Source organism: Stutzerimonas azotifigens DSM 17556 (assembly GCF_000425625.1).
Lineage (GTDB): Bacteria > Pseudomonadota > Gammaproteobacteria > Pseudomonadales > Pseudomonadaceae > Stutzerimonas > Stutzerimonas azotifigens.
The window spans coordinates 64,238-90,258 of sequence record NZ_KE384409.1; the positions used below are offsets into that span (position 1 = coordinate 64,238).

Genomic DNA, 26,021 nt, shown 5'->3' on the forward strand with positions numbered 1-26,021 from the left:
CCCGCGAGCGGGCCGTCTGTCAGGCTGTCCAGGATCAGCTGAGGGCGGCGAGCACCTTGGCGGTGATGTCCTCGACCGAACCGACGCCTTCGACGCGGCTGCAGCGGGGCGTACCTTCCTTGGCCTCCAGCTCGCGGTAGAACGCGACCAGCGGCTGGGTCTGCGAGTGGTACACGGACAGGCGGTGACGCACGGTCTCTTCCTTGTCATCCTCGCGCTGCACCAGTTCCTCGCCGGTCAGATCGTCCTTGCCCTCGACCTTCGGCGGGTTGTGCAGGGTGTGGTAGACGCGCCCGGACGCCGGGTGCACACGCCGGCCGGAAAGACGGCTGACGATCTCTTCGTCGTCGACGGCGATCTCCAGCACGTGGTCGAGCTTCACCCCGGCCTGCTGCAGCGCCTCGGCCTGCGGGATGGTGCGCGGGAAACCGTCGAACAGGAAGCCGTTCTGGCAGTCGGCCTGCTGCAGGCGCTCCTTGATCAGCGCGATGATGATCTCGTCCGACACCAGACCGCCGCTGTCCATGACGCCCTTGACCTGCAGCCCGAGCGGGGTGCCGGCCTTTACCGCTGCACGAAGCATGTCGCCGGTGGAGATCTGCGGAATGCCGAATTTCTCGGTGATGAAGCGGGCCTGGGTACCTTTGCCGGCACCGGGCGCTCCCAGCAGAATCACGCGCATGGTTGTGCTCCTCGAGTAGATGAATCCTGACGGATGGGCCGGCGCTGCGGCGCATCGAAAATCTTCTTGTGTGTTCGCCGTCACAACGGCAAAAGGCTGATCACCATACACAGCGGCCAGAGGCCAGACAAGCCATCCAAAGTCGCACGCCCGTCACGCCGGAAACGCCGCCGGCGCCCGCCTGCATTGCCCGCCGAGGACGGGCGCCCGCGTGCCCGGTGCCGGTGCGCAGGCCGGCGCGCAAGGGCTCAGCCGGTGTTGCGCAGGCCCGCCGCGATGCCTGCCACGCTGACCAGCAGGGCCTGCTCCAGAGGGCTGCCAGCCTGGCTCTCGGCCTGCCGCGCACGGGCCAGCAGCTCGACCTGGAGCAGGTGCAGGGGATCGACGTAGGCGTCACGCAGGCTGAACGACTCCAGGGTCTCGGGGCTGTGCGCGAGCAGCTCCGGCTGGCCGGTCAGGCGCAGTACCACTTCCACCGTCTGCGACAATAGGTCGCGCAGATGCGCACCCAGCGGCTGCAGCCCCGGCTCGACCAGGCGCCGGTCGTAACGCTCGGCGATCGCTGCATCGGCCTTGATCAGCACCATCTCCAGCATGTCGATGCGCGTGGCGAAGAACGGCCAGCGCGCCCGCATCTGTTCGAGCTGCTCACCCGCGCCCTGCTCCAGCGCGCGCTGCAGCGCCTGGCCCCAGCCGAGCCAGGCCGGCAGCATCAGGCGCGTCTGCGTCCAGGCGAAGATCCAGGGAATGGCGCGCAGGCTCTCGATGCCGCCCTCGCGGCGTTTCGCCGGGCGGCTGCCGAGCGGCAGCCGCGCCAGCTCCTGTTCCGGAGTGGCCTGGCGGAAGTAGTCGACGAACTGCGGGTGCTCGCGGACGATACCGCGGTAGGCGGCCACCCCGTCGGCAGCGAGCTGGTCCATCAGGCTGCGCCAGGCCGGCTCGGGCATCGGCGGCGGCAGCAGCGTGGCTTCCAGCACCGCGGCCAGGTAGAGGTTGAGGTTCTGCTCGGCGATGTCCGGCAGGCCGAACTTGAAGCGGATCATCTCGCCCTGCTCGGTGGTACGGAAGCGCCCCGCCACCGACCCCGGCGGCTGAGAGAGGATGGCCGCGTGCGCCGGGCCGCCGCCGCGGCCGACGGTGCCGCCGCGGCCGTGGAACAGCAGCAGCTCGACGCCCTGCTCCCGGCAGATCGCCACCAGTTGTTCCTGCGCGCGGTACTGCGCCCAGGCCGCCGCCGTGGTGCCGGCGTCCTTGGCCGAATCCGAGTAGCCGATCATCACTTCCTGCGGTCCGTGCAGGCGCTGCCGATAACCCGGCAGGCTGAGCAGGCGCTCGATCACCGGCCCGGCGTGGTCCAGGTCGTTGAGCGTCTCGAACAGCGGCACCACGCGCATCGGCCGGCGCAGCCCGGCCTCCTTGAGCAGCAGCTGCACGGCCAGCACGTCGGAGCTGTCGCGCGCCATCGAAATCACGTAGGAGCCGAGCGAATCGGCCGGCGCCGCGGCGATCACCGCGCAGGTGGCCAGCACCTCGGCGGTCTCGGCCGAAGGCCGGTAATCGCGCGGCAGCAGCGGCCGGCGGTTTTCCAGCTCGCGCTGGAGGAAATCCAGGCGCTGCGCCTCGTCCCAGTCGGCGTAGCGCCCGAGCCCGAGGTAGTCGGTGATTTCGCTCATGGCCGCGGCATGCCGCGCGCCGTCCTGGCGCACGTCCAGGCGCACCAGGAACAGCCCGAACGCCGCGGCGCGGCGCAGGCAGTCGAGCAGGTCGCCCTCGGCGATCACGCCCATGCCGCAGGCGTGCAGCGAGCGGTAGCAGAGCTCCAGCGGCTCGCGCAGCGCCTGGTTGTCGCAGAGCACCTCGGCGCTGGCCGGCTGCTCGCCATCCAGCGACGCCCGCGCCCAGCTGCGTGTGGCGAGCAGGCGATCGCGCAGTTGCTTGAGCACCGCGCGATACGGCTCGGACGCGCCGCCGGCGCGCTCGAGCAGCTCAGGAGTGGCCTGGTGCATGGACAGCGCGGCGATCAGCTCTTCCACTTCACGCAGATAGAGATCGGCAGCCATCCAGCGGGCCAGCAGCAGCACCTCGCGGGTGACCTGCGCGGTGACGTTCGGGTTGCCGTCGCGGTCGCCGCCCATCCAGGAGGCGAAGCGGATCGGCGCGGCTTCCAGCGGCAGGTGGTAGCCCGTGCTGCGGTGCAGCGCCGCGTCGACCTGGCGCATCACGCTGGGCAGCGCGTACCACAACGAGTTCTCGATGACGGCGAAGCCCCATTTCGCCTCGTCCACCGGGCTCGGCCGGTTGCGGCGGATCTCCTCGGTGTGCCAGGCCTCGGCGATCAGTTGGTGCAGGTGCCGCTCGGTGGCTTCGCGCTCCTTCTCCGACAGGTCGCCGTGATCGCGCTGGGCCAGGTGTTCGGCGATGGCGTCGTACTTCTGGATCAGCGTGCGCCGGGCGACCTCGGTGGGATGCGCGGTCAGCACCAGCTCGATGTCCAGCCGGCCGACCTGGCGGGCGAGGAATTCGCCGGAGTGCCCGGCCTGCTTCAGGCGTTCGAGCAGCTGCGGCAGGGCGACCGATTCGAAGGGTTCGGGCTCGTCCGCCCGGCGCCGGCGGACGCGGTGGTACTGCTCGGCGATGTTGGCCAGGTTGAGGAACTGGTTGAAGGCGCGCGCCATGGGCAGCAGCTCGTCCTCGGCAAGCGCGTCGAGGGTGCTGCTCAGCGTCTGCGCCGAGGCATCGGAACCGCGCCGCGCGTCCCGGGCACTCTTGCGAATGCGCTCGATCTTGTCGAGAAAGGCCTCACCGTGCTGCTCGCGGATGGTGCGTCCGAGCAGTTCGCCCAACAGGTGCACGTTCTCGCGCAGACGCGCATCGATCGTAGCCATCGAATCTCCTCACGCCGACGGTTCGGCGGGTTTTTCCTGAGCCTCCGCACAGGCGTCGGCCCGGTCGTTTCCACGGGTTCGGGCGTCTGGCACGCGCGTTCCGTGGCGCCATCTTTTGAGCGGAGGCAGTGAACATTTGTCGTGCACAAGCCTCACAACCATACGCCTCTATCACGGGCCGGGGGCCCTGGGGCCGGCGTTGGTGCCCTTTGGGCCATCTCGGGGCAGAGGCATCCGTACGACACCGGAGATCGAGATGAAGATCAATACAGTTGCCGAAAATCGATTGCGTTCAAGCGTTACCAAACTCGCCGGGCTGGCGCTCGGCGGCATGCTGCTGGCCGGCTGCGCCGGCAACCCGCCGAAGGAGCAGTTCGCCGTCACCGAATCGGCCGTGCGCGGCGCGATGAGCGCCGAAGCCACGCAGTACGCACCGGTGGAAATGCGCTCGGCGCAGGACAAATGGCGCCAGGCCGAGCTGGCGATGCAGAAGGAAAACTACGACGAAGCGCGTCGACTGGCCGAACAGGCCGAGTGGGATGCCCGCGTGGCCGAGCGCAAGGCACGGGCGGTGAAGGCCCAGAGTGCCGTGCAGGACTCCGAGGCGGCCATCAAGGAACTGCGCGAAGAGAGCCAGCGCAGCATCCAGTAAGCATCCCTACAGCCTTCGTTCACGAGGACCTTCGACATGCGAAAACTCGTCACACTCCCTACCCTGCTCGCCCTCGGCATCGGCCTGGCCGCCTGCTCGTCGCAACCCAACCAGAACCTGGAACAGGCCCGCAGCGAATTCACCGCGCTGCAGGGCGACCCGCATTCGCAGCGCTTCGCCGCTCTCGAGGTGCAGGACGCCGAGCGCGCGCTGGACGCGGCCGACGCGGCCTTCCGTAACGACGCCAGCGAGGAAAAGGTCGATCACCTGGCCTACCTGGCGCAGCGGCGCATCGACCTGGCCGAGCAGACCATCGCCCTGCGCAACGCCGAGGAAGAGCTGAAATCCTCCGCCGCCAAGCGTGCCGAGGCGCGCCTGGAATCGCGCGAGGAGATGCTGCGCCGCCAGCAGGAAGAGATCCGCAAGCTGCAGGAAGACCTGCAGGCCCGACAGACCGAGCGCGGCACGCTGGTGACCTTCGGCGACGTGCTGTTCGACCTCGACCGCGCCGAGCTCAAGCCCAGCGGCATGCAGGGCGTGCAGGCGCTCGCCGACTTCCTCCGGGAAAACCCCGAGCGGCAGGTGATCGTCGAGGGTTATACCGACAGCACCGGCTCCGACAGCTACAACCAGGGCCTCTCCGAGCGGCGCGCCGACGCGGTGCGCATGGCGCTGGTGCGCATGGGCGTCGAGCCCAGCCGCATCGTCACCCGGGGCTACGGCAAGCAGTACCCGGTCGCCTCGAACGACACCCCGACCAACCGGGCGCTGAACCGCCGGGTGGAGGTGACCATCTCCAACGACGCCAACCCGGTGCAGCCACGCTCGTCGATGGCGGGCGGCACGCGCTGAGCGGCGACGCGGAGCGAAGAGAAAGGGCCCTGTGAGGGCCCTTTTTCATACCTGGCGACAGGGCGCAACAACGGTGCGCACGGCCCGCCATGTCGGCCCGAGACAGGTGCGCGCCCCGTGGTAACAACTGTCTCGACGCAGAACGAGTCCCGACCGCCATTCGCGGCCAAGGTCGTTTGGCCACAGTCGCCGCCAGGGCGCGCAATCCACAAGGATGTGTTGAATGCCGCAAGCCCGTCGGGAACGGGCGCGGCCTCCCACGGGATTCGGCGGGTACCGCTTGTTTCTGTGGGAGGCCCGACCTCGGGGCGATACACCTGGGAGCGGATGAGAAACACATAAGAGGTGGCCGGCAGCGCCGTGCCTTTCCCTTCTCCCTCGGGAGAAGGTGGCCCGCAGGGCCGGATGAGGGCCAGGACGCCGAGTAGCCCGCCCTCTTCCGGAGGTTTTTGAGCGCGGGTCGCGTCGCTTTACAGATGTCGTCGCGGTCGAGACCAGCGGACTCAGGAGGCCTCCAACGCCGCCCGCAGGTGACCGGCGATTTCGCTCGAAAACGCCACCAGCGCCACCCGCTCGAACGTCCCGCCGGCCGCGTCCTGCCGCAGCAGCTCGCCGACCGCCACCTGCGCGGCCTGGTCCGGCGGGTAGCCGTAGACGCCGCAGCTGATCGCCGGGAACGCCAGGGTACGCAGGCCGTGCTGCTCCGCCAGGGCCAGGCTGTTGCGGTAGCAGGCGGCGAGCAATTCGGGCTCGCCCTGGTCGCCGCCTCGCCACACCGGGCCGACCGTGTGGATGACGTGCCGCGCCGGCAGGCGGAAGCCGGGGGTGATGCGCGCCTCGCCGGTCGGGCAGCCGCCGAGGCCGCGGCAGTACTCCAGCAGCTCGGGGCCCGCCGCGCGGTGGATGGCGCCGTCCACTCCGCCGCCGCCGAGCAAGGACGGGTTGGCGGCATTGACGATGGCGTCGACGGCCAGCCGGGTGATGTCCGCCTCGATCACCTCGATGATCACGGCCGCCCCACCTCCGGCGTCTCCTGCCCGGCGCAGCGCACGGCGCGCTTGCGCTTGTCCACCAGCACGCCGGTCAGGCCCTTCTGCTCGGTGTCGAACAGCACCAGCACGCCGTCGATGCACTGCGCGACCTGTGGCGCGGGCGACAGCGACACCTTGTAGTCCTCGCCCGGGACGGTCTTGAGCATGGTGTAGTCGTTGAGCAGCAGCGCATCCTCGGGCTTGGCGATGTGCAGGTAGCCGTAGTACCAGAGGCTGCCGACCGTGACGACCACGGTGGCGATGGCGGTGAGGATCAGCGGCAGGGGATTGCGTTCGGACATGAAACGGTCTCGGCTTGATGGAAACGGAAATGGGGCGGATGTTCAGCGCCCGCCGGCGCGGGTTTCGCCCCTGGCCCCGGCGGTCGCCTCGTAGACCCGCTCGGCCAGGCGCGAGAACGGCAGGCTCTGGATCCAGACCGTGCCGGTGCCCTTGAGGGTCGCCAGCAGGATGCCCTCGCCGCCGAACAGCATGCTTCGCAAGCCGCCGGCGAGCTGGATGTCGTAGTCGATGCCGCTGGTGAAGGCCACCAGGCAGCCGGTGTCCAGGCGCAGCGTTTCGTCGTTCAGCTCCTTGCGGATGACCGCGCCGCCGGCATGCAGGAAGGCCAGCCCTTCGCCCTCCAGGCGCTGCAGGATGAAGCCTTCGCCACCGAAGAACCCGGCCCCGATGCGCTTGCTGAAGGCGATGCCGACCCGGGTGCCGTAGGCCGCGCAGAGGAAGCTGTCCTTCTGGCAGGTCAGTCGGCCGCCGACCTGCGACAGGTCCACCGGCACCACGGTACCCGGATAGGGCGCGGCGAAGGCGACCCGCGCCTGCCGTTTCCCGGCGTTGCTGAAATGGGTGAGGAACAGCGACTCGCCGGTGAGCATGCGCTTGCCCATGCCCCACAGCTTGCCCAGCACGCCGGTGGCGGAGCCGTCGCCCATGCGCGCCTCGAAGCGCACGCCCTCGGTCATGTAGTTCATCGCGCCGGCTTCGGCGATCACCGTCTCGCCGGCATCGAGGATGATCTCGACGCTCTGCGCCGAGCTGCCGAGGATTTCGTATTCCAGCTCATGGCTCGCCATGCGAATGCTCCTGTCGCCCGTATCGGGCGCTCTGCTCTTGCCTGCCGCCTGCCGCCTGCCGCCTGCCGCCTGCCGCCTGCCGCCTAGAGGATGTTGGCGTAGTCCGCCTCGATGCGGTCCAGGCTCAGGTGGTTGAGGAAGTTGGAGAAGCACATCCAGGCCGAAAGCGCGTTGAGGTCCTGGAACTGCTGCGGCAGGAAGCGCGGCGGCACCACCAGGCCCTCGTCCACCAGCTGGCGCAGGGTACGCATGTCCTCCAGCGTGGTCTTGCCGCAGAACAGCAGCGGGATCTGCTCCAGCCTGCCCTTGCGCACCGCGAGCTGGATGTAGTTGTAGATCATGATGAAGCCCTTCAGGTAGGACAGGTCCTTGGTGAAGGGCAGGCCGTCCGGCGTCGAACCGCGGAACACCCGGCTGGCGTTGCTGTAGCACTCGTCGTCGCCGTAGCCCTGCTCGCGGAAGAAGGCGAACACCTCGAGGAAGTCGGCGCCCTCCTCGGCCATGTGGATGGCCCGCGTGCGATTGGTGAGCTTGCGCAGGCGCGTCGGGTAGGAGGCGAAGGCGATGACCTCCATGAGGATCGCCAGGCCTTCCTGGGTCACCGTCGACGATGGCGGGCCCTTGGCCAGGAAGGTGCAGATCGGCTGGTTGAGCCCGTTGAGCGTGGTGCCCACGTGTACCAGCCCCTCGTGCACTTCCAGCGCGCGGACGTCGCGCTCGTTGAACACGGCATCGCTACGAATCTTGATGTAGTCCGCCCCGGCCGCGGCATCGGCGAGAATGCCGTCGGACTCGAACACCCGCACCGCGCCCTCGCCTTCGCCGAACACCCGGTCCAGCCGCGCCTGCAGCATTTCCACCGCCTGCCTGGCATTCAGCGTCTTGGGCTCGTCCTTGAGGTCGCCGCGGTCGGCGATGTTGTTCAGGTAGTCCGAGAGCATCAGGCCGAGGTCCGACAGCGTCGGATCGCCGGCATGGAAGGCGTCCGAGGCGGCGCCGTAGAGGTCCTGGGAGATCAGCCCGAAATCCGCGGTGCCGCGCGCCTCGAGCATGCGGATGACCATGCGGTATTCCTTGCACATGCGCCGCATGATCTGGCCGACCGGGTTGAACTGCCCGAGCTGGCGGGTGATGTCGCGCTCGATGTTCTGGAATTCCTGCTTCTTCGCCGCCGAATCGAAGCCCAGCGGCCGCGCCTCGTAATACCGGCGATCCACCGCCGGCAGCGCCTTGCAGCCGGCCTCGAAGAAGCCGCGACGCACGCCGTCATCCCACTTGACCGCATCGAGCACCCGCACCGGCACCTGCGCCTCGACGATGCGGTCGGACAGCGCGCGCACCGTGCTCTGGTATTCGTCCAGGTTGTTGCGGGTGTTCATGCTTACCTCTTCGGATCGTAGGGCGGGCGAAGCCCGCACGCGCCTGCATTCGGATGGCGTTTCCCTGGCGGGTTTCACCCGCCCTACGCCTCAACCCAACCTACCGGCACTCGACGTAGGTTGGGTTGAGCAACGCGAAACCCAACGATTGCCAAATCGTTACCCGGCCGTCGATCAGGCCTGCGGACGCATGTGCGGGAACAGGATCACGTCGCGGATCGACGGCGAGTCGGTCAACAGCATCACCAGGCGATCGATGCCGATGCCCTCGCCCGCGGTCGGCGGCATGCCGTATTCCAGCGCGCGGACGAAGTCGGCGTCGAAGTGCATGGCCTCGTCGTCGCCGGCGTCCTTGTCCTTGACCTGCTGGTGGAAGCGCTCGGCCTGGTCCTCGGCGTCGTTGAGCTCGGAATAGGCGTTGGCGATCTCGCGGCCGCCGATGAACAGCTCGAAGCGGTCGGTCACGCTCGGGTCGTCGTCGCTGCGACGGGCCAGCGGAGACACCTCGAAGGGATAGCGGGTGATGAAGGTCGGCTGCTCCAGCCTGTGCTCGACCAGCTCCTCGAAAATCATCGTCTGCAGCTTGCCCAGGCCCTCGAAGCCCTTGACGTCGGCTCCGGCCTTCTTGGCGATGGCCCGCGCGCGGTCGATGTCCCTGAGGTCGTCGGCGCTGATCTCGGGGTTGAACTTGAGGATGGAATCGAACACCGAGAGCCGCGCGAAGGGTTCGCCGAAGTGGAACACCTTGCCCTGGTAGGGCACGTCGGTGGTGCCGAGCACCGCCAGGGCCAGCTCGCGGAACAACTCCTCGGTCAGGTCCATGTTGTCTTCGTAGTCGGCGTAGGCCTGGTAGAACTCGAGCATGGTGAACTCGGGGTTGTGCCGGGTCGAGACGCCTTCGTTGCGGAAGTTGCGGTTGATTTCGAAGACCCGCTCGAAGCCGCCGACCACCAGGCGCTTGAGGTACAGCTCCGGTGCGATACGCAGGAACATCGGCAGGTCCAGCGCGTTGTGGTGGGTCTCGAACGGCTTGGCCGCGGCGCCGCCGGGGATGGTCTGCAGCATCGGCGTCTCGACTTCGAGGAAGTCGCGCTCGGAGAGGAAGCGGCGGATGTGCGCGATCACCTGCGAGCGTACGCGGAAGGTGTGACGGGTTTCCTCGTTGACGATCAGGTCGACGTAGCGCTGGCGGTAGCGCTGCTCGGTGTCGGTCAGGCCATGGTGCTTGTCCGGCAGCGGGCGCAGCGACTTGGTCAGCAGGCGCACGCCGGTCATGTGCACGTAGAGGTCGCCCTTGCCGGAGCGCGCCAGGGTGCCCTCGGCGGCGATGATGTCGCCCAGGTCCCAGTGCTTGATCGCCTCCAGCGTCTCGGCCGGCAGGCCCTTGCGGTCGACGTAGACCTGGATGCGCCCGGTCATGTCCTGCAGCACCATGAAGGCGCCACGGTTGAGCATGATGCGCCCGGCCACCTTGACCGGAATCGCCGCCGCTTCCAGCTCTTCCTTGCCCTTGTCCGCGTAGCGTTTCTGCAGGTCGCCCGCATAGCTGTCGCGGCGGAAGTCGTTGGGGAACGCGTTGCCCCTGGCGCGCTCGGCGGCCAGCTTTTCCTTGCGCAGGGCAATCAGTTGGTTCTCTTCTTCTTGAAGGGCGTGCTGGTTCAGCGGTTGTTCGCTCATGGTTTCAAATGCCTGGCGCGTAAAGAGTGAATCGAAAAAAGTGACTACCGCGTAGGGGCCGTAGGGTCGGCGTAGGGTGGGCTTCAGCCCACCAACATGGCTCCGGTATTGGTGGGCTGAAGCCCACCCTACATGACGACTACACCCACCCTACGCTTACAGCCCCTGCTTCAGGCTGGCGACGAGGTACTCGTCCAGGTCGCCATCGAGCACGCGGTCGCAGTCGCTGCGCTCGACGCCGGTACGCAGGTCCTTGATGCGCGACTGGTCCAGCACGTAGGAGCGGATCTGGTGGCCCCAGCCGATGTCGGACTTGGTGTCCTCCAGCGCCTGCGCGGCGGCGTTGCGCTTCATCATTTCCAGCTCGTACAGCTTGGCCCGCAACATCTTCATGGCGGTGTCCTTGTTGGCGTGCTGGGAGCGCTCGTTCTGGCAACTCACCACCGTGTTGGTCGGCAGGTGGGTGATGCGCACTGCCGAATCGGTGGTGTTCACGTGCTGGCCGCCGGCGCCGGAGGAGCGGTAGGTGTCGATGCGCAGGTCCGCGGGGTTGATCTCGATCTCGATGTTGTCGTCGATTTCCGGCGAGGCGAACACCGCGCAGAACGAGGTGTGGCGGCGGTTGCCGGAGTCGAAGGGGCTCTTGCGCACCAGGCGGTGCACGCCGATCTCGGTGCGCAGCCAGCCGAAGGCGTATTCGCCGCGCACGTGCACGGTGGCGCTCTTGATGCCGGCGACCTCGCCCTCGGACAGTTCGACGATCTCGGCGGCGAAGCCGTGCTTGTCGGCCCAGCGCAGGTACATGCGCAGCAGCATGTTGGCCCAGTCCTGGGCCTCGGTGCCGCCGGAACCGGCCTGGATGTCGAGGTAGGCGTTGTTGGGGTCCATCTCGCCGCTGAACATGCGGCGGAATTCCAGTTGCTCGAGAATCTCGCGCAGGCGGTCGATTTCGGCGGCGACGTCGCTCACCGCGCCCTCGTCGTTCTCCTCGACCGCCATGTCCAGCAGGTCGCGGGAGTCGGCCAGGCTGCCCGTGAGGTCGTCGATGGTCTCGACGATCTGCGCCAGCGTGGCACGCTCGCGGCCGAGGTTCTGGGCGTATTCGGGCTTGTTCCAGACGTTCGGGTCTTCGAGCTCGCGCTCGACTTCGGTCAGGCGATCACGCTTGTGATCGTAGTCAAAGATACCCCCGAATGGACTGGGTGCGATCGGACAGGTCCTTGATGCTGTTAAGGATCGGGTTGATTTCCATGGCGGTCAGCACTCTCGGTCTGGCGGTTCGAAAAGCCGGCGATTATAACGCAGCCACCGCGGGCTGACAGCCTTTGTCCCCTCCGATCCGGCCCGCCCGATCAGGCGGCGCGGGCCTGCGCCTCCAGCTCCTGCTTGAGCGCGGGGTCGAGCTTGAGCTGGCGCGCCAGTTCGTCGAGGTAGGCGCGCTCCATGTACTGCTCCTCGTCGGTGGCGAGCAGGCTGGCCAGGTACATTTCCGCCGCCATTTCCGGCGTCTGCGCGGCGGCGGCGACGTCCGCCGGGTCCAGCGGCCGGTTCAGCTCCGCCTGTAGCCAGCGCTGCAGTTCGCCGTCGTCGGTGAGCCTGGTCATCTCGGCCTCGATCTGCTGGCGCTCCTGCTCGTCCACGTGGCCGTCGGCCTTGGCCGCGGCCACCAGCGCCTTGAGCACCGCCTGGCTGTGCCCCTCGACCTCCGCCGGCGGTACCCGGTCCACGGTCTGCGGCGCAGCCTGGGGCGCGGCCGCCTGCTGCGCCTGCCAGCTGCTGTAGGCCTTGTAGGCGAGCATGCCCAGCGCCGCCAGCCCGCCGTACTTGGCGGCCTTGCCGCCCAGGCGGCTGCGCTTGCTGCCGAGCAGCATGCCCATCGCGGCGGCGGCCAGCGCGTTGCCGCCGCCACCGGAGAGCATGCCGGACAGCCCGCCGCCACCCGCGCCGCCGCCGAGCAGGTCGCCGAGCCCGCCGGAAGAGCGGCCCGATGGATTGGCGGTCTTCTGCTGCTGCAGCACGGCCTGTCCGGATTTGAGCAGTTGATCGAGCAGGCCACTGGTTTTCATGGCAGGTCTCCTTTCGAATCGGTCATTCGGGCAGCCAGGGTACGTCGCGGATGGGCGTGTTGCGATGCGCCGCGCGGACGTACTGCGCCGGCCAGGGCACCGAGGCGTCGCCCAGGTAGTCCGCGGCGTGCAGTGGCCAGTAGGGGTCGCGCAGCAGTTCCCGCGCGAGCAGGATCAGGTCCGCCTGGCCGGTGCGCAGGATGTGTTCGGCCTGTACCGCCTCGGTGATCATGCCGACCGTGCCGGTGGCGACATTCGCCTCGCGCCGCACCCGCTCGGCGAACTGCGTCTGGTAGCCGGGGCCCACCGGAATCTCGGCGTTGGCCGCGGTGCCGCCGGAGGACACGTCGATCAGGTCGACGCCGAGGCCCTTCAGCCGCCTGGCCAGCTCGACCGTCTCGTCCGGGTTCCAGCCGTCCTGCACCCAGTCGGTGGCGGACAGGCGGACGAACAGCGGCAGCTCCTCCGGCCAGACCTGGCGCACCGCCTGGGCGACCTCCAGCAACAGGCGGATGCGGTTGTCGAACGAGCCGCCGTAGGCGTCCTCGCGGCGGTTGGACAGCGGCGACAGGAACTGATGCAGCAGGTAGCCGTGCGCGGCATGCACCTCGGCGACCTTGAAGCCTGCCGCCAGCGAACGTTCGGCGGCGGTCACGAAGGCCTGGATGACCTCGGCGATGTCCGTCTGGTCCAGTTCCATCGGCACCGCGTGCTGCGGGTCGAAGGCGATCGGCGAAGGGCCGACCGGCCGCCAGCCGCCCTCGGCCAGCGGCACGCTGCCGTGCTTGCCGAGCCAGGGTTGCCAGGTGCTCGCCTTGCGCCCGGCGTGGGCCAGCTGGATGCCGGCGAAGGCGCCCTGCGCCTCGATGAAGCGGGTGATGCGCCGCAGCGGCTCGACATGGGCGTCGCTCCAGATGCCCAGGTCCTGCGGCGAGATCCGCCCTTCGGGCACCACCGCGGTGGCCTCGACGATAACCAGGCCGGCACCGCCGACCGCGCGGCTGCCGAGGTGCACCAGGTGCCAGTCGTTGGCCATGCCGCCCTGTGCCGAGTACTGGCACATGGGCGAGACGGCGATTCGGTTGGGCAGCCTCAGCTCACGCAGGGTGAGCGGTTCGAAGAGTCTGGTCATGGAAGCCTCGCACTGTTCGATCCCTTATCGACCATCCCTGGCCCCGTCCGTTTCGACCGTAGCGGATTCAGGCGGCCTCGACCCGCACCGGCACCCCGTTCAGCGCCGCGTTGCCGGACAGCGCGTCGAGCCGCCGTTCATCGGTGAGGTCGTTGGCGCTCGCCCCGGGCTGTCGCACCGCCACCTCCAGCTGCACCCCGGGCCGCGCATGCCCCCAGCCGTGCGGCAGGCTGACCACGCCGGGCATCACCTCCTCGCTGGCGGCCACTTCCACCTCGATGCTGCCGACCCGCGAATGCACCCGCACCCGCTGGCCGTCCAGCAGTGCGCGCGACGCCAGGTCCGCTGGATGCATGAGTAGCTGGTGGCGCGGCTTGCCCTTCACCAGGCGATGGTAGTTGTGCATCCAGGAATTGTTGCTGCGCACGTGGCGGCGACCGATCAGCAGCAGTTGGCCCGACGCCGGCAACGGCTCGGCGGCGAAGCGCGCAAGGTCGGCCAGCAGCCGCGCGGGCGCCGCCTCGACCTGCCCGCTGTCGGTCTTCAGGCGCCCGGCGAGATTGGGCTTCAGCGGTCCGAGATCGACCCCATGGGGAGAGTCGCGCAGCGCCGCCACGCTCAGCGGATGCGCAGAGTCTCCGCCGTAGGGGCCGTGCCGCAGCGCCAGGTCGATCATCTGTTCCGGCGGCAGCGTCGGCTTCAGCGGCAGGCCCATGCGCTCGGCATAGGCACGCGCCAGCCCGACGAAGATCTCCCAGTCGTGCAGGGCGCCGGCCGGCCGCGGTAGCAGCGCCTCGTTGAAGCGGCTGACGTTGCGCACCGCCAGCAGGTTGAAGGTCGAATCGTAGTGGTCGTGCTCGAGCGGCGCGGTGGGCGGCAGGACGACGTCGGCGTAGCGGGTGGTTTCGTTGAGGTAGAAGTCGACGCTGACCATGAACTCGAGGTCGTCCAGCGCCTGCTCGAGGCGCCGGCCGTTGGGCGTCGACAGCACCGGATTGCCAGCGACGGTGATCAGCGCCCTCACCTGCCCCTCGCCGGGCGTGAGCATTTCCTCGGCGAGCGCCGCGACCGGCAGTTCGCCGCCGTATTCAGGCAGCCCGGAGACGCGGCTCTGCCAGAGATCGAAGTGACCGCCTGACGCCGTCGCCACCAGGTCCACCGCCGGCTCGGTGCACAGCGCCCCACCGACGCGGTCGAGGTTGCCGGTCAGCAGGTTGAGCAGCTGGATCAGCCACTGGCAGAGGGTGCCGAAGGCCTGGGTCGACACGCCCATGCGCCCGTAGCACACCGCCCGCTCGGCGCCGGCGAAGGCCCGCGCCAGCGCGCGGATCTGCCCGGCGGGAACGCCGCAGCGCAGGCTCATGGCCTCCACCGGGAAGGCCGACAGCGCCTCGCGCACCTTCTCCAGCCCTTGCACCGGCAGGTGGGAGGCTCGGGCCAGGCCTTCCTCGAACAGAGTGTTCAGCAGGCCCAGCAGCAGCGCCGCGTCCTCTCCCGGACGGATGAACAGGTGCTGGTCGGCGATCCTCGCCGTCTCGCTGAGCCGGGGATCGACCACCACGAAGCGACCGCCGCGCGCCTGGATGGCCCGCAGCCGCTTCTCGACGTTCGGCACGGTCATGATGCTGCCGTTGGAGGCCAGGGGATTGCCGCCGAGGATCAGCATGAAGTCGGTGTGGTCGATGTCGGGAATCGGCAACAGCAGCCCGTGCCCGTACATCAGGTGGCTGACCAAATGGTGCGGCAGTTGGTCGACCGAGGTTGCCGAATAGCGGTTGCGAGTCTTGAGCAGACCGAGGAAGTAGTTGCTGTGGGTCATCAGCCCGTAGTTGTGCACGCTTGGGTTGCCCTGGTAGACCGCCACCGCATTGTTGCCGTGCCGCTCGCGTACCTCGGCCAGGCGCCCGGCGACGAATTCGAAGGCCTCTTCCCAGCCCAGCGCCTGCCACTGGTCGCCGACCCGGCGCATGGGTTGGCGCAGGCGATCGGGATCATCCTGGATGTCTTGCAGGGCAACGGCTTTCGGGCAGATGTGGCCGCGGCTGAACGGGTCGTCGGGGTCGCCCTTGATCGAAAGGATGCGCGTGCCGTCGGTCTCGATCGCCAGGCCGCAGATGGCCTCGCACAGGTGGCAGGCACGGAAGTGCCGGGTGGTTGCGGTCATGGCGGTGCCCGCCCTGTCGTTGTTGTGTGCAAGGACTCTAGGCGCAGCTTCCGGGAACCGCAAACACAGCCGATCGGAGCAAATGGGCGCGGATTCAGCCCATGGATGGGCCTTCAGCGCGGCGCGATGTGCGCCACCAGCAACTGCACGCTTTCCCGGCCACGGTACTCGTTCACGTCGAGCTTGAACGCCAGCTCCGCCCAGCGGATTTCACGGTTGGGCCAGAGCTCGCGGTCGATGTTGAAGGCGATGCCGTCCAGGGTGACCGAGCCGCATTCGGTCTTCAGCACCAGCTTCAGGTGGCGCTCCTTGAGCAGGCGCTGGTCCACCAGCTGGAACACGCCGTGGAACACCGGCTCGGGGAAATGCTGCCCCCAGGGGCCGGCGTGGCGCAGCGCGCGGGCCAGTTCGAGGTGGAACTCCTCGGGGCCGAGCTGGCCGTCGCTGAGCAGGCGCCCGGCCAGGTCGTCCTCGCACAGCTGGCGCCGTGCCTCGGCATCGAAGGCCGCGCAGAAGGCGCCGAGGTTCTCCTGCGGCAGCGACAGCCCGGCGGCCATCGCGTGCCCGCCGAACTTGCTGATCAGCCCCGGATGACGCGCGGCGACGGCATCCAGCGCATCGCGGATGTGGAAGCCCGGCACCGAGCGCGCCGAACCCTTGAGCATGCCCTCCCCGGCATCGGCGAAGGCGATGGTCGGGCGGTGGTAACGCTCCTTCAGGCGCGAGGCGAGAATGCCGATCACGCCCTGGTGCCAGTCCGGCTCGAACACGCACAGGCCGAATGGCAGCCCCTCTTCCGGCAAGTCCTTCAGCTGTGCCAGCGCCTCGCGCTGCATGCCCTGCTCGATGGCCTTGCGGTCCTGGTTCAGCTGGTCGAGCTGCGCCGCCATGTCGCGCGCCAGCGCCTCGTCCTCGCAGAGCAGGCATTCGATGCCCAGCGACATGTCGTCCAGGCGCCCCGCGGCGTTGAGCCGGGGGCCGAGGATGAAGCCGAGATCGGTGGAGGTGATGCGGCTGTGATCGCGCCCGGCGACTTCCAGGATCGCCTTGAGCCCCGGCCGCGCCCGCCCGGCGCGAATCCGCGCCAGCCCCTGGTGGACGAGGATGCGGTTGTTGGCATCCAGCGGCACCACGTCGGCCACGCTGCCCAGCGCGACCAGGTCGAGCAGGTCGCCGAGGTTCGGCTCGGGCAACTGGCGGCGGGCGAACCAGCCGTTCTCGCGCAGCCGCGCCCGCAGGGCGAGCAGCACGTAGAAGATCACCCCGACGCCGGCGATGCACTTGCTCGGAAAGGCGCATTCCGGCTGGTTCGGATTGACGATGGCGTCGGCCGCCGGCAGCTCCGGCCCCGGCAGGTGATGATCGGTGACCACCACCTTCAGGCCGGCGCCCTTGGCGGCGGCGACGCCTTCCACGCTGGAGATGCCGTTGTCGACGGTGACCAGCAGGTCGGGGCTGCGCTGCAGCGCCACCGCGACGATTTCCGGGGTGAGCCCGTAGCCGAACTCGAAACGGTTCGGCACCAGGTAGTCGACCTGGGCGGCGCCCAGTTGACGCAGACCGAGCACGCCCACCGCGCTGGCGGTGGCGCCGTCGGCATCGAAATCGCCGATGAACAGGATGCGCTGGCGGGCTTCCAGGGCCTCGACCAGGATCGTCACCGCCTCATCGATGCCGCGCAGCTGCGAATAGGGAATGAGGCGCGCCAGCCCCTTGTCCAGTTCCAGCGCAGAGCGCACGCCGCGGGCGGCATACAGGCGCGTCAGCAGGGGCGGCAGGTCGCCGAGGTCGGGCAGTCGTTCGGGCAGCGGGCGGGGTTCGATGCGCATGGGTCGTCGCTCGTGCTCAGCGTTCGCCGATCAGCCATTCGAGCGGAATCTCGTGCTGGCCACGCTCGTCGGTGACGAAGAGCGTGCCCTCGCTGATCATGACGCTCCACTGGATGCTGCGCGGCAGGTCTTCGGTCAGCGCCAGCAGGGGCTCGACGCCGAGCGCGGCGACCGACAGGTTCTTCAGCCCGCGCACCCCGTCCAGCACCTTGGTCTGCCAGACCCGCGTGTTGCCATAGGCCAGCAGGCTCATCCGCTCGGCGCGACGCGAGCACCAGGTCAGGCGCTCGGCGTCCGGCTGGCCGACCTCGATCCAGTGCAGCACGCGGTCGTCCAGGCTCTTCTGCCACAGCGCCGGCTCGTCCACGTCGGACAACCCCCGCCCGAAGGCCAGCTGCTCGTCGTACCAGAGCGCATAGGCGATCAGCCGCGCACCGAGGCGCTCCTCGGTCTCGGAGGGGTGGCGCGCGACCGTGAAGCGCAGGTTTTCGTAGACCCCGCGATCCAGGTCGGTGAGGTTGAGTTCGACTTTATAGGGAGTGGCTTGCAGTGCCATGAGCGGGCCGTCGCCTGGAAGGAGGGGGCGCAGTCTAGCAAACCGGGGCGGCGCCGGCTCGCTGGCGGATCGGCGGCCGCCGCGCCTAATCGGCGATGCGGATGCAGTTGCGGCCGGCCGCCTTGGCCTGGTAAAGCGCGCGGTCGGCCTCGGACAGCAGTCGATCGAGGTCGTAGCCGGCGCGCAAGGTGTCGCTCACGCCGATGCTGACGCTGAGCATGCCGGACTGGCTGAAGGGCAGATCGGCGAACCCGCCGCGGATGCGCTCGGCGATGTCGTGGGCGACCTTCGCCTCGGCGTCGGCGAGCAGGCAGGCGAACTCTTCCCCACCGATGCGGCCGAACACGTCCTTGCGCCGCATGCGGTACTTCATCACCTCGCAGAAGCCGATCAGCGCATGGTCGCCGGCCTTGTGCCCGAGGGTGTCGTTGAGGCGCTTGAAATGATCCAGGTCGCAGAGCAGCAGGGTCACCGCCTGCCCCGCCTCGCGGCAGCGTCGCAGCAGCCGCTCGCCGTGCTCGATGAAGGCACGCCGGTTGCCGATGCCGGTCAGGGGATCGCTGAGCGAAGCCTGGCGATACTCCAGCTCCGCCCGCTCGCGCACCATCGCCAGGGTGACGAAGGCGATACCGACCGCGTACAGCATCGTCTCGAAGATCACCAGGGCGAAGTAGTTGAACCGGCCGGTCGCCTCGAAGGGCTGGCCCTGGTCGAGCGGGATGCGAAAGGCGTACACCACCACGTGTATCGCCATCAGCACCAGGGCCGGGCGCAAGGACACCCTGATCGCCTGGCGGCTGCGCCACAGCTCGCCCATCGCCACGCCGACATAGGCGATGGTGAGCACCGAGAGCACATCGATCCGCGCGTTCAGCGACCCGTAGAAGGCCGGCAGCAGGCACAGCCCCGCCCACAGCGCCGGGCCCGCGAAGATCCCGGGCCAGTGGGGCTGCCGCCCGGCGAACACGCGCATGGCCGTCCAGTTGAACGCCACGGCCAGCAGGAGCAGGGCGTTGCCGAGGACGATGGGCACGTAGTCGATGCCCAGGTTGCGCAGCGCCCCCAGCAGGGTCGAGGCGACGCCGAGAAACAGGCAGAGGCTGAGATAGCCGAGCGTCGCTTCGCGCCGCCCGCTGCGCCAGGCGAACAGCATGAGCAGCGCCACCAGCAGCAACACGTAGACGTCGGCCAGGATGAGGGTGGGAACGCTCAACTGCATGAAGACACCGTGTGCGCCCTGCCCCGGCGCGCGGTCGGCCCGGTCAGGATGGGTCAGGAAAAAGACGCAATGTTACCGATCATGGCAATCAGCCACCAGGAAGGATCCGCCGATCCATCCTGACCTGGGATCGATGGAAGAAGCCGACAGGCGTTCTTTGACAATCATTCTCATTCTAATTAGTATCCCGGCTATCTGAGGTTCTAGCCGAGTAGTCACGCAATGTATGTCTGTCTTTGCCACGGTGTCACCGACGGTCAGATTCGTGAAGCCATCTATGAAGGTTGCTGCAGCTACCGCGAGGTCCGTGCGCAGACGGGGGTCGCCACCCAGTGCGGCAAGTGCGCCTGCGTGGCCAAGAAGGTCGTTCGCGAGACCCTGAGCGACATGCACGCCGCCCAGTCCATCCCCTTCACCGCCAGCTTCAAACCCGCCTGACGGCAGCCTCCCCTCCTCGCCTGCCGTCCGCCCGCCCGCCCTTTCGGCCAGCGCGTTCGGCCGGCGCGCCACCTCGCCTGGCGCCCATCCTCCTGCTGCTGCGATTGCCGAGAAATCAATCGGTTAGCGACAAAGCGCATTCCCGAACCATTCGTATTCGGATTTACTGCTTTGCGATCAATGACTTAGGTTTGACAGACGGCCCCTTGATGGCCAGACTCCGGTGCAAATATCCGGTTCAGTCAACTAGGCAGGCAGACATGAAAGGCGACAAGCTGGTCATTCAGCACCTGAACAAGATCCTCGGCAACGAGCTGGTTGCGATCAACCAGTACTTCCTGCACGCCCGCATGTACGAGGATTGGGGGCTGAACAAGCTCGGCAAGCACGAGTACGACGAATCCATCGACGAGATGAAGCATGCCGACAAGCTGATCAAGCGCATCCTGTTCCTCGAGGGCCTGCCCAACCTGCAGGAACTCGGCAAGCTGCTGATCGGCGAAAATACCCGCGAGATGCTCGAGTGCGACCTGACCCTGGAGCAGAAAGGCATCCCCGACCTCAAGGCCGCCATCGCCTACTGCGAGAGCGTCGGCGACTACGGCAGCCGCGAGCTGCTCGAGGACATTCTCGAGTCGGAAGAGGATCACATCGACTGGCTGGAAACCCAGCTCGGCCTGATCGACAAGGTCGGCCTGGAGAACTACCTGCAATCGCAGATGGACGACTGAGCGTCCGACGCACCAAAGAAAAAGCCCCACATCACGCTAATGCCGTTCATTTAGGCAAGCTCGCCCCGAGGTCGGGCCTCCCACAAAAGCGGAGTTGCCCGCCGAGCCCTGTGGGAGGCCGCCCATTCCCGACGGGCTTGCGGCATCCACCACATCCCTGTGGGAGGCGCGCCCTCGCGGCGATGCAGGCCGTAGGCCTGCCCGAGGCCAAGGGTCCATCGCTTAAGTGAACAGCATTGCCGCATCGCGGGGCTTTTTCGTTTCCGGTGAACTCAGGCGTTGGCCTTGGCGACCGCGTTCCTGATCAGCTGCTGCAGCTCGCCCTTCTCGTAGAGCTCGAGCATGATGTCACTGCCGCCGACCAGCTCGCCGTCGACCCACAGCTGCGGGAAAGTCGGCCAGTTGGCGTACTTCGGCAGGTTGGCGCGGATTTCCGGGTTCTGCAGGATGTCGACGTAGGCGAACTTCTCGCCGCAGCCCATGACGACCTGAGCGGCACGCGCGGAGAAGCCACACTGCGGGGCATTCGGCGAGCCCTTCATGTACAGCAGGACAGGGTTCTTGCTGATCTGCTCTTTGATGGTTTCGATGATGTCCATGGGTACCTCGGCTAGTCACGACTGAGCGCATTGTACGCAAACTGCGCTGCAAAGCCGAGCACCGGCGTCGGGATAGGCCGCGCGCCGCCCCCGGCATCCGTTCGTGCGAGGCGCCGATGCCCGTTCAGGGCGCCCGGTGGCGTCGTTTGCGCGCCTCGTCGTTTTGTCGATAAGATCGCGCCTTTCCCCGTTTCGTCGCCGCCGGTACGGCCCCCGCCGCCGGCCTCAGCCCGTTTTCGGAACGCCCGGGCAAGCGACTGGCGGCAACAAAGGTAGTTGATATGAGCGCAAGGCATTTTCTCTCTCTGATGGACTGCACACCCGAGGAGCTCAACGCTCTGATCCGTCGCGGCATCGAGTTGAAGGAACTGCGCCAGCGCGGCGTCCTGTTCGAACCGCTGAAGAACCGCGTGCTGGGGATGATCTTCGAGAAGGCCTCGACCCGCACGCGGCTGTCGTTCGAAGCCGGCATGATCCAGCTCGGCGGCCAGGCCATCTTCCTCTCACCGCGCGACACCCAGCTCGGCCGCGGCGAACCCATCGGCGACTCGGCCATCGTCATGTCGAGCATGCTCGACGCCGTGATGATCCGGACCTTCGCCCACAGCACGCTGATCGAGTTCGCCGCCCATTCGCGCGTGCCGGTGATCAACGGCCTGTCAGACGACCTCCACCCGTGCCAGCTGCTGGCCGACATGCAGACCTACCACGAACGCCGCGGCAGCATCGCCGGCAAGACCGTGGCCTGGGTCGGCGACGGCAACAACATGTGCAACAGCTATATAGAAGCGGCCATGCAGTTCGACTTCCAGCTGCGCATCGCCTGTCCGGAAGGTTATGAGCCCGACGCGGAACTGCTCGCACGCGCGGGCGATCGCGTCACCCTCGTTCGCGACCCGCAGGAAGCGGTGGCCGGCGCGCACCTGGTCAGCACCGACGTCTGGGCCTCCATGGGCCAGGAAGAGGAGGCCGAGGCACGGCTGACCCGCTTCCGCCCCTACCAGGTCGACTGCTCGCTGCTCGATCGCGCGGCGCCCGAGGTGGTGTTCATGCACTGCCTGCCGGCGCACCGCGGCGAGGAAGTCAGCTGTGATCTGCTCGACGACCCTCGTTCGATCGCCTGGGACCAGGCCGAGAACCGCCTGCACGTGCAGAAGGCGCTCCTCGAGTTCCTGGTCGAGCCGGCCTACCACCACGCATGAGCCACGAAGCGGTTCTGCAGCTTCGCAACCTGGCCTGCGGTTATGGCGACCAGCAGGTGGTGCGGCAGTTGAACCTGCACCTCAACCGAGGCGACATCGGCTGCCTGCTCGGCCCCTCGGGCTGCGGCAAGACCACCACGCTGAGAGCGATCGCCGGCTTCGAGCCGGTGCACGAGGGCGAGATACAGCTCGCTGATCAACTGATCTCCCGCCCCGGCTTCGCCCTGGCGCCGGAGCGGCGGCGGATCGGCATGGTGTTCCAGGACTACGCCCTGTTCCCGCACCTAACGGTGGCGCAGAACGTCGCCTTCGGGCTGCGCAGGCATCCGCAGCCCGACCGGGTCGTCGCGGAAATGCTCGAGCTGGTGAACCTGTCGCCGCTCGCCCGGCGCTACCCGCACGAACTCTCCGGCGGCCAGCAGCAGCGCGTGGCCCTGGCCCGCGCACTGGCGCCCGAGCCGGAACTGCTGCTGCTCGACGAGCCCTTCTCCAACCTGGACGTCGAGCTGCGCCGGCGCCTGAGCCACGAGGTGCGCGACATCCTCAAGGCCCGCGGCACCAGCGCGATCCTGGTGACCCACGACCAGGAAGAAGCCTTCGCCACGAGCGATCACGTCGGCGTCTTCAACGATGGCCGCCTGGAGCAGTGGGACACGCCCTACAACCTCTACCACGAGCCGCGGACGCCCTTCGTCGCCAGCTTCATCGGCCAGGGTTACTTCATTCGCGGCCAGCTGCTGGAGCCGGAAACGGTCCAGACTGAACTCGGCCAGCTGCGTGGCAACCGGGCCTATACCTGGCCGGCCGGCAGCTCGGTGGACGTGCTGCTGCGTCCCGACGACATCGTCCATTCGCCGCAGAGCCCGCTGCGGGCCTCCATCGTCGGCAAGCGCTTCCTCGGCGCCTCGACGCTCTATCGCCTGCGCCTGCCCACCGGGACGGAGCTGGAAGGCATCTTCCCCAGCCATACCGACTGCCAGCCGGGCGAGACGGTCGGCATCGCCGTCGCCGCCGAGCACCTGGTCTGCTTCCCCGGCCAGGGCAGCGTCGCCGCGCAGGCAGCCGGCGTGCGGCGCCAAAGCGCCGGCTAAAGCGCCGCGCCGCGGCGCTGCCGGAAGAACTCGACCAGCAGCGCGCTGCAGGCCTCGCCCAGCACCCCACCCTCGGCCAGCACCCGGTGGTTGAGAAACGCCTCCTCGAAGAACCGCCCGCGGCTGGCCACCACGCCCGCGCGTGGCTCCGACGCGCCGAATACCACCCGCTCGATGCGCGAGTGCACGATCAGGCCAGCGCACATGCTGCACGGCTCCAGCGTGACGTAGAGGGTGCTGCCGGGAAGGCGGTAGTTCCGTAGCGCCGCGGCGGCGTTGCGGATGGCGACCATCTCGGCATGCGCGCTCGGGTCATGCCGTCCGATCGGGCAGTTGTAGCCCTGGCCGACCACCTCGCCATCGACCACCACCACCGCGCCCACCGGCACCTCGCCCTGCTCGGCGCCGAGGCGCGCCTGCTCGAGCGCCAGCTGCATGAAATGCTCGTCGCGCGAGCGGTCGATGATCCTGGGCTTTTTCATCAGCGAGTCCGGTGGGCTGCAGGTCACAGGGGGCCGCATTGTGCAGCCGCACGCACGCCCTGCCAACGGCGTCGCGTCAGACCACCTCGATGGCGGCCATCAGCCCGGTCTCCATGTGGTCGATGACGTGGCAATGGAACATCCAGACGCCCGGGTTATCGGCGACCAGGGCCACCCTCGCCGTCTCGTTCTTGCCCAGCAGGAAGGTATCGGTGAAATACGGCACGATCTTGCGGCGGTTGGAGCCCAGTACCTTGAAGCTCATCCCGTGCAGGTGGATGGGGTGCTGGTACTGCGCCATGTTGCGCAGCTCGAAGATGTAGCTGCGGCCCTTCCGCAGGCTGGCGATCGGCCGATCGGCGCAGGTCTTGTCGTTGATGTCCCAGGCCTGCCCGTTGATCTGCCAGAACTTGAAGGCACTGCCCTCGGCCGTGCTGGACAGCGCACCGGCCCACTCGAAGTTGAACGACAGGGTCTCGGCCGACTCCAGGTCCGGTTCGGCGATCGGATTGCGCGGCAGCGGCGCCGGCCAGTCTCCGGCCGCCAGGCCGCTGGGCACGCTGCGCACGGTGGCCAGGCGCAGCGGCCCGTTGCGCAGCGACAGCTCGCGACCGGCCTCCGGCACCCGCAGCGCCAGGTCGATGCGCATGCCGGGGCCGAGCCAGTACTCCTTGCCGAGCGGGCGCGGCGCGATCGGGTTGGCGTCCAGCGCATAGATGCGCACGTCCGCCTCCGGCAGGTTGAGCCGGTAGGTCACGGTGTTGTCGAGGTTGAGCACCCGCAGCCGCACCACCTGCCCGGCCGGCAGCTCGAGCACCGGCAGGCGCGCGCCGTTGAGGGTGGTCAGCCGCCCGCGCGTTCCTTCGCGGGCCGCTTCGCGCGGCACGCTGAAATCGGTGAAGGCGCCCTGCTCGTCCACATGCCAGCTTTTCAGGCTCAGGGTGCGCTCGTGGAGGAAGGCACTGCCGCCCGCCTCCTCGACGATCAGCGGGCCGACCAGCCCGCGGCCGAGCTGTTCGGCGCTGGTGGTGTGCGGGTGGTACCAGAAGGTGCCGGCGTCCTCGGTGCGGAAGCGGTAATCGAAGTACTCGCCGGGCAGCACCGGCAGCTGCGACACATAGGGCACGCCGTCCATCTCCAGCGGCACACGGATGCCATGCCAGTGGATGGTGCTCGGTTCGGGAAGATGATTGATGAAGCGCACCCGCAACCAGTCGCCCTGCCGCGAGCGCAGCTCCAGCCCCGGCGCCTGGCCACCGTAGCCCCAGGCCGGGGTGAGATGCCCCGGCACCAGCTCGACATCCAGCGGCGCCGCGATCAGCTCGTAGTCATGCGTGTCGGCGAACAGCGGCTTGCCCAGCCAGTAGCGGGCACCGGCGGCGGCCCCCACGCCGACCACACCGAGACCGGCCAGACCGGCGAGCACTTGCCTGCGGGTGAAACTCATTGGGCATCCAACAAACGAGAACAATTGTCGTTATCTTACCGCGCCTGCCCCTGCCTCGGCACCGTTCTCGAAGGGCGGATTACTGACTGGCGTCAGCTTTGGCTCATTCTTGGGGGCCGCAACGGGCCTGTCGCTGGGCACCGCCGGCATGGAACGTAAGGGCGATAACAGCATCGGCCTGGTCGGTACCGCGCCGCTTCAATCCACACGCCCCATCCGGGCGTGACGCCGGAATGAACTCTTCGCCCATGAACTCGTTGTGTCAATCATGCACCCGCACGGGCGCTGGGTAAGCCGCAACCTCCATCGCGTCCAGCGTCCCTAGCTCGTTTCAATCCACACGCCCGCGTGGGGCGTGACGTGCGCGGGCGGAGTCGAGGTCGACGCGCTCGTAGTTTCACCGCGTGGGGCGTGACCGCCGCCCTGGCAGCTCAAGGAGGTGCCGGTGATGTTTCAATCCACACGCCCGCGTGGGCGTGACCGTGGATGACGCAGACGCCAGCAAGCGGCACGGCGTTTCAATCCACACGCCCGCTTGGGGCGTGACAGTCCATCGCGCGTATGAGCGACGGCGCCGCCGTGTTTCAATCCACATGCCCGCGTGGGGCGTGACGGCCGCCTGGCGACATATCGACACCGAGACGGTTGTTTCAATCCACACGCCCGCGTGGGGCGTGACGCGAGCGTGACGGTGATCGTCCCGCCCGCCAGTGGTTTCAATCCACACGCACGCGTGGGGCGTGACCCTGCCCGCCGACGGTGAGCCGCACACGGAACGTGTTTCAATCCACACGCCCGCGCGGGGCGTGACGCAGC

At 68.1% G+C, this 26,021-nt stretch carries 23 protein-coding genes; 6 read left to right on the top strand and 17 right to left on the bottom strand.

The genetic code is table 11. From position 1 onward, the window contains the following. Positions 1–34 precede the first annotated feature (34 nt). Together adk and ppc are read right to left on the bottom strand one after the other, a co-directional pair. Positions 35–682 (bottom strand): adenylate kinase, encoded by a 648-nt coding sequence (gene adk, locus H610_RS0112230; protein ID WP_028239934.1) that lies wholly within the window; start codon positions 680–682, stop codon positions 35–37. 248 nt (positions 683–930) lie between these two features. Next, positions 931–3,567, bottom strand: coding sequence for a phosphoenolpyruvate carboxylase (ppc, locus tag H610_RS0112235; protein ID WP_028239935.1), 2,637 nt, complete (start codon positions 3,565–3,567; stop codon positions 931–933). Positions 3,568–3,823: 256 nt separating this feature from the next. Here ppc and H610_RS0112240 point away from each other — a divergent pair, with 256 nt between their 5' ends. Beyond that, positions 3,824–4,219 carry a DUF4398 domain-containing protein gene (locus H610_RS0112240; protein WP_028239936.1) on the top strand — a complete coding sequence of 132 codons (396 nt, stop codon included), beginning with the start codon at positions 3,824–3,826 and terminating at the stop codon, positions 4,217–4,219. Between the two features lie 36 nt (positions 4,220–4,255). Continuing rightward, positions 4,256–5,071 (top strand): OmpA family protein, encoded by an 816-nt coding sequence (locus tag H610_RS0112245; RefSeq protein ID WP_028239937.1) that lies wholly within the window; start codon positions 4,256–4,258, stop codon positions 5,069–5,071. 503 nt (positions 5,072–5,574) lie between these two features. Here the strand turns inward: H610_RS0112245 and H610_RS0112250 are convergent. The 12 genes from H610_RS0112250 to H610_RS0112310 all read right to left on the bottom strand — a co-directional run bounded on the left by H610_RS0112250 (position 5,575) and on the right by H610_RS0112310 (position 19,215). Beyond that, positions 5,575–6,081 carry an O-acetyl-ADP-ribose deacetylase gene (locus H610_RS0112250; protein WP_028239938.1) on the bottom strand — a complete coding sequence of 169 codons (507 nt, stop codon included), beginning with the start codon at positions 6,079–6,081 and terminating at the stop codon, positions 5,575–5,577. Then, a complete protein-coding gene (locus tag H610_RS0112255; protein ID WP_028239939.1) occupies positions 6,078–6,404 on the bottom strand; it encodes a hypothetical protein in 327 nt (108 codons plus the stop codon). Before H610_RS0112255 ends, H610_RS0112250 begins: the two co-directional genes overlap by 4 nt. A 42-nt stretch (positions 6,405–6,446) precedes the next feature. Further along, a complete protein-coding gene (locus H610_RS0112260) occupies positions 6,447–7,193 on the bottom strand; it encodes a TIGR00266 family protein (protein WP_028239940.1) in 747 nt (248 codons plus the stop codon). Positions 7,194–7,276: 83 nt separating this feature from the next. Further along, a complete protein-coding gene (locus H610_RS0112265) occupies positions 7,277–8,572 on the bottom strand; it encodes a flavohemoglobin expression-modulating QEGLA motif protein (RefSeq protein ID WP_028239941.1) in 1,296 nt (431 codons plus the stop codon). 174 nt (positions 8,573–8,746) lie between these two features. After that, positions 8,747–10,249 (bottom strand): lysine--tRNA ligase, encoded by a 1,503-nt coding sequence (gene lysS, locus H610_RS0112270; RefSeq protein ID WP_028239942.1) that lies wholly within the window; start codon positions 10,247–10,249, stop codon positions 8,747–8,749. Between the two features lie 156 nt (positions 10,250–10,405). Then, positions 10,406–11,501, bottom strand: a protein-coding gene (gene prfB / locus H610_RS0112275; protein WP_152529096.1) for a peptide chain release factor 2 whose coding sequence is annotated in 2 segments (ribosomal slippage) — positions 10,406–11,428 and positions 11,430–11,501 — 1,095 coding nt in all. Because the reading frame shifts where the segments join, the coding sequence is not laid out codon by codon here. 100 nt (positions 11,502–11,601) lie between these two features. Continuing rightward, complete coding sequence (locus H610_RS0112285; protein ID WP_028239944.1) at positions 11,602–12,315, bottom strand: tellurite resistance TerB family protein; 714 nt, start codon at positions 12,313–12,315, stop codon at positions 11,602–11,604. Positions 12,316–12,337: 22 nt separating this feature from the next. Further along, positions 12,338–13,447 (bottom strand): NADH:flavin oxidoreductase/NADH oxidase, encoded by a 1,110-nt coding sequence (locus H610_RS0112290; RefSeq protein ID WP_028239945.1) that lies wholly within the window; start codon positions 13,445–13,447, stop codon positions 12,338–12,340. Between the two features lie 67 nt (positions 13,448–13,514). Next, a complete protein-coding gene (locus tag H610_RS0112295) occupies positions 13,515–15,611 on the bottom strand; it encodes a molybdopterin oxidoreductase family protein (RefSeq protein WP_028239946.1) in 2,097 nt (698 codons plus the stop codon). A gap of 113 nt (positions 15,612–15,724) precedes the next feature. After that, positions 15,725–17,440, bottom strand: coding sequence for a single-stranded-DNA-specific exonuclease RecJ (gene recJ / locus H610_RS0112300; protein ID WP_028239947.1), 1,716 nt, complete (start codon positions 17,438–17,440; stop codon positions 15,725–15,727). Positions 17,441–17,456: 16 nt separating this feature from the next. Beyond that, the gene (locus tag H610_RS0112305; RefSeq protein ID WP_028239948.1) at positions 17,457–17,996 is read right to left on the bottom strand and encodes a YaeQ family protein; all 540 of its coding nucleotides are present in this window, start codon (positions 17,994–17,996) and stop codon (positions 17,457–17,459) included. Positions 17,997–18,081: 85 nt separating this feature from the next. Then, entirely contained in the window at positions 18,082–19,215 is a 1,134-nt protein-coding gene (locus tag H610_RS0112310) for a GGDEF domain-containing protein (RefSeq protein WP_028239949.1), read from the bottom strand. Positions 19,216–19,437: 222 nt separating this feature from the next. Between H610_RS0112310 and H610_RS0112315 the strand changes: the two genes are divergently transcribed. Then, positions 19,438–19,653 carry a bacterioferritin-associated ferredoxin gene (locus H610_RS0112315; RefSeq protein WP_028239950.1) on the top strand — a complete coding sequence of 72 codons (216 nt, stop codon included), beginning with the start codon at positions 19,438–19,440 and terminating at the stop codon, positions 19,651–19,653. Positions 19,654–19,913: 260 nt separating this feature from the next. After that, on the top strand, positions 19,914–20,384 hold the full coding sequence (bfr, locus tag H610_RS0112320; RefSeq protein WP_028239951.1) for a bacterioferritin: 471 nt from the start codon (positions 19,914–19,916) through the stop codon (positions 20,382–20,384). Positions 20,385–20,656: 272 nt separating this feature from the next. Here the strand turns inward: bfr and grxD are convergent, their stop codons facing one another. After that, positions 20,657–20,983, bottom strand: a complete 327-nt coding sequence (gene grxD, locus H610_RS0112325; protein WP_028239952.1) for a Grx4 family monothiol glutaredoxin — start codon at positions 20,981–20,983, stop codon at positions 20,657–20,659. A gap of 281 nt (positions 20,984–21,264) precedes the next feature. Between grxD and argF the strand changes: the two genes are divergently transcribed. Then, a complete protein-coding gene (gene argF / locus H610_RS0112330; RefSeq protein ID WP_028239953.1) occupies positions 21,265–22,185 on the top strand; it encodes an ornithine carbamoyltransferase in 921 nt (306 codons plus the stop codon). Further along, positions 22,182–23,276, top strand: a complete 1,095-nt coding sequence (locus H610_RS0112335; protein ID WP_028239954.1) for an ABC transporter ATP-binding protein — start codon at positions 22,182–22,184, stop codon at positions 23,274–23,276. Before argF ends, H610_RS0112335 begins: the two co-directional genes overlap by 4 nt. Here H610_RS0112335 and tadA read toward each other — a convergent pair. Then, positions 23,273–23,758: a tRNA adenosine(34) deaminase TadA gene (gene tadA / locus H610_RS0112340; RefSeq protein WP_028239955.1), complete on the bottom strand. Its 486-nt coding sequence runs from the start codon at positions 23,756–23,758 to the stop codon at positions 23,273–23,275. The genes H610_RS0112335 and tadA overlap by 4 nt on opposite strands. 76 nt (positions 23,759–23,834) lie before the next feature. Continuing rightward, positions 23,835–25,205, bottom strand: a complete 1,371-nt coding sequence (locus H610_RS0112345; protein ID WP_028239956.1) for a multicopper oxidase family protein — start codon at positions 25,203–25,205, stop codon at positions 23,835–23,837. Between the last annotated feature and the right edge of the window lie 816 nt (positions 25,206–26,021).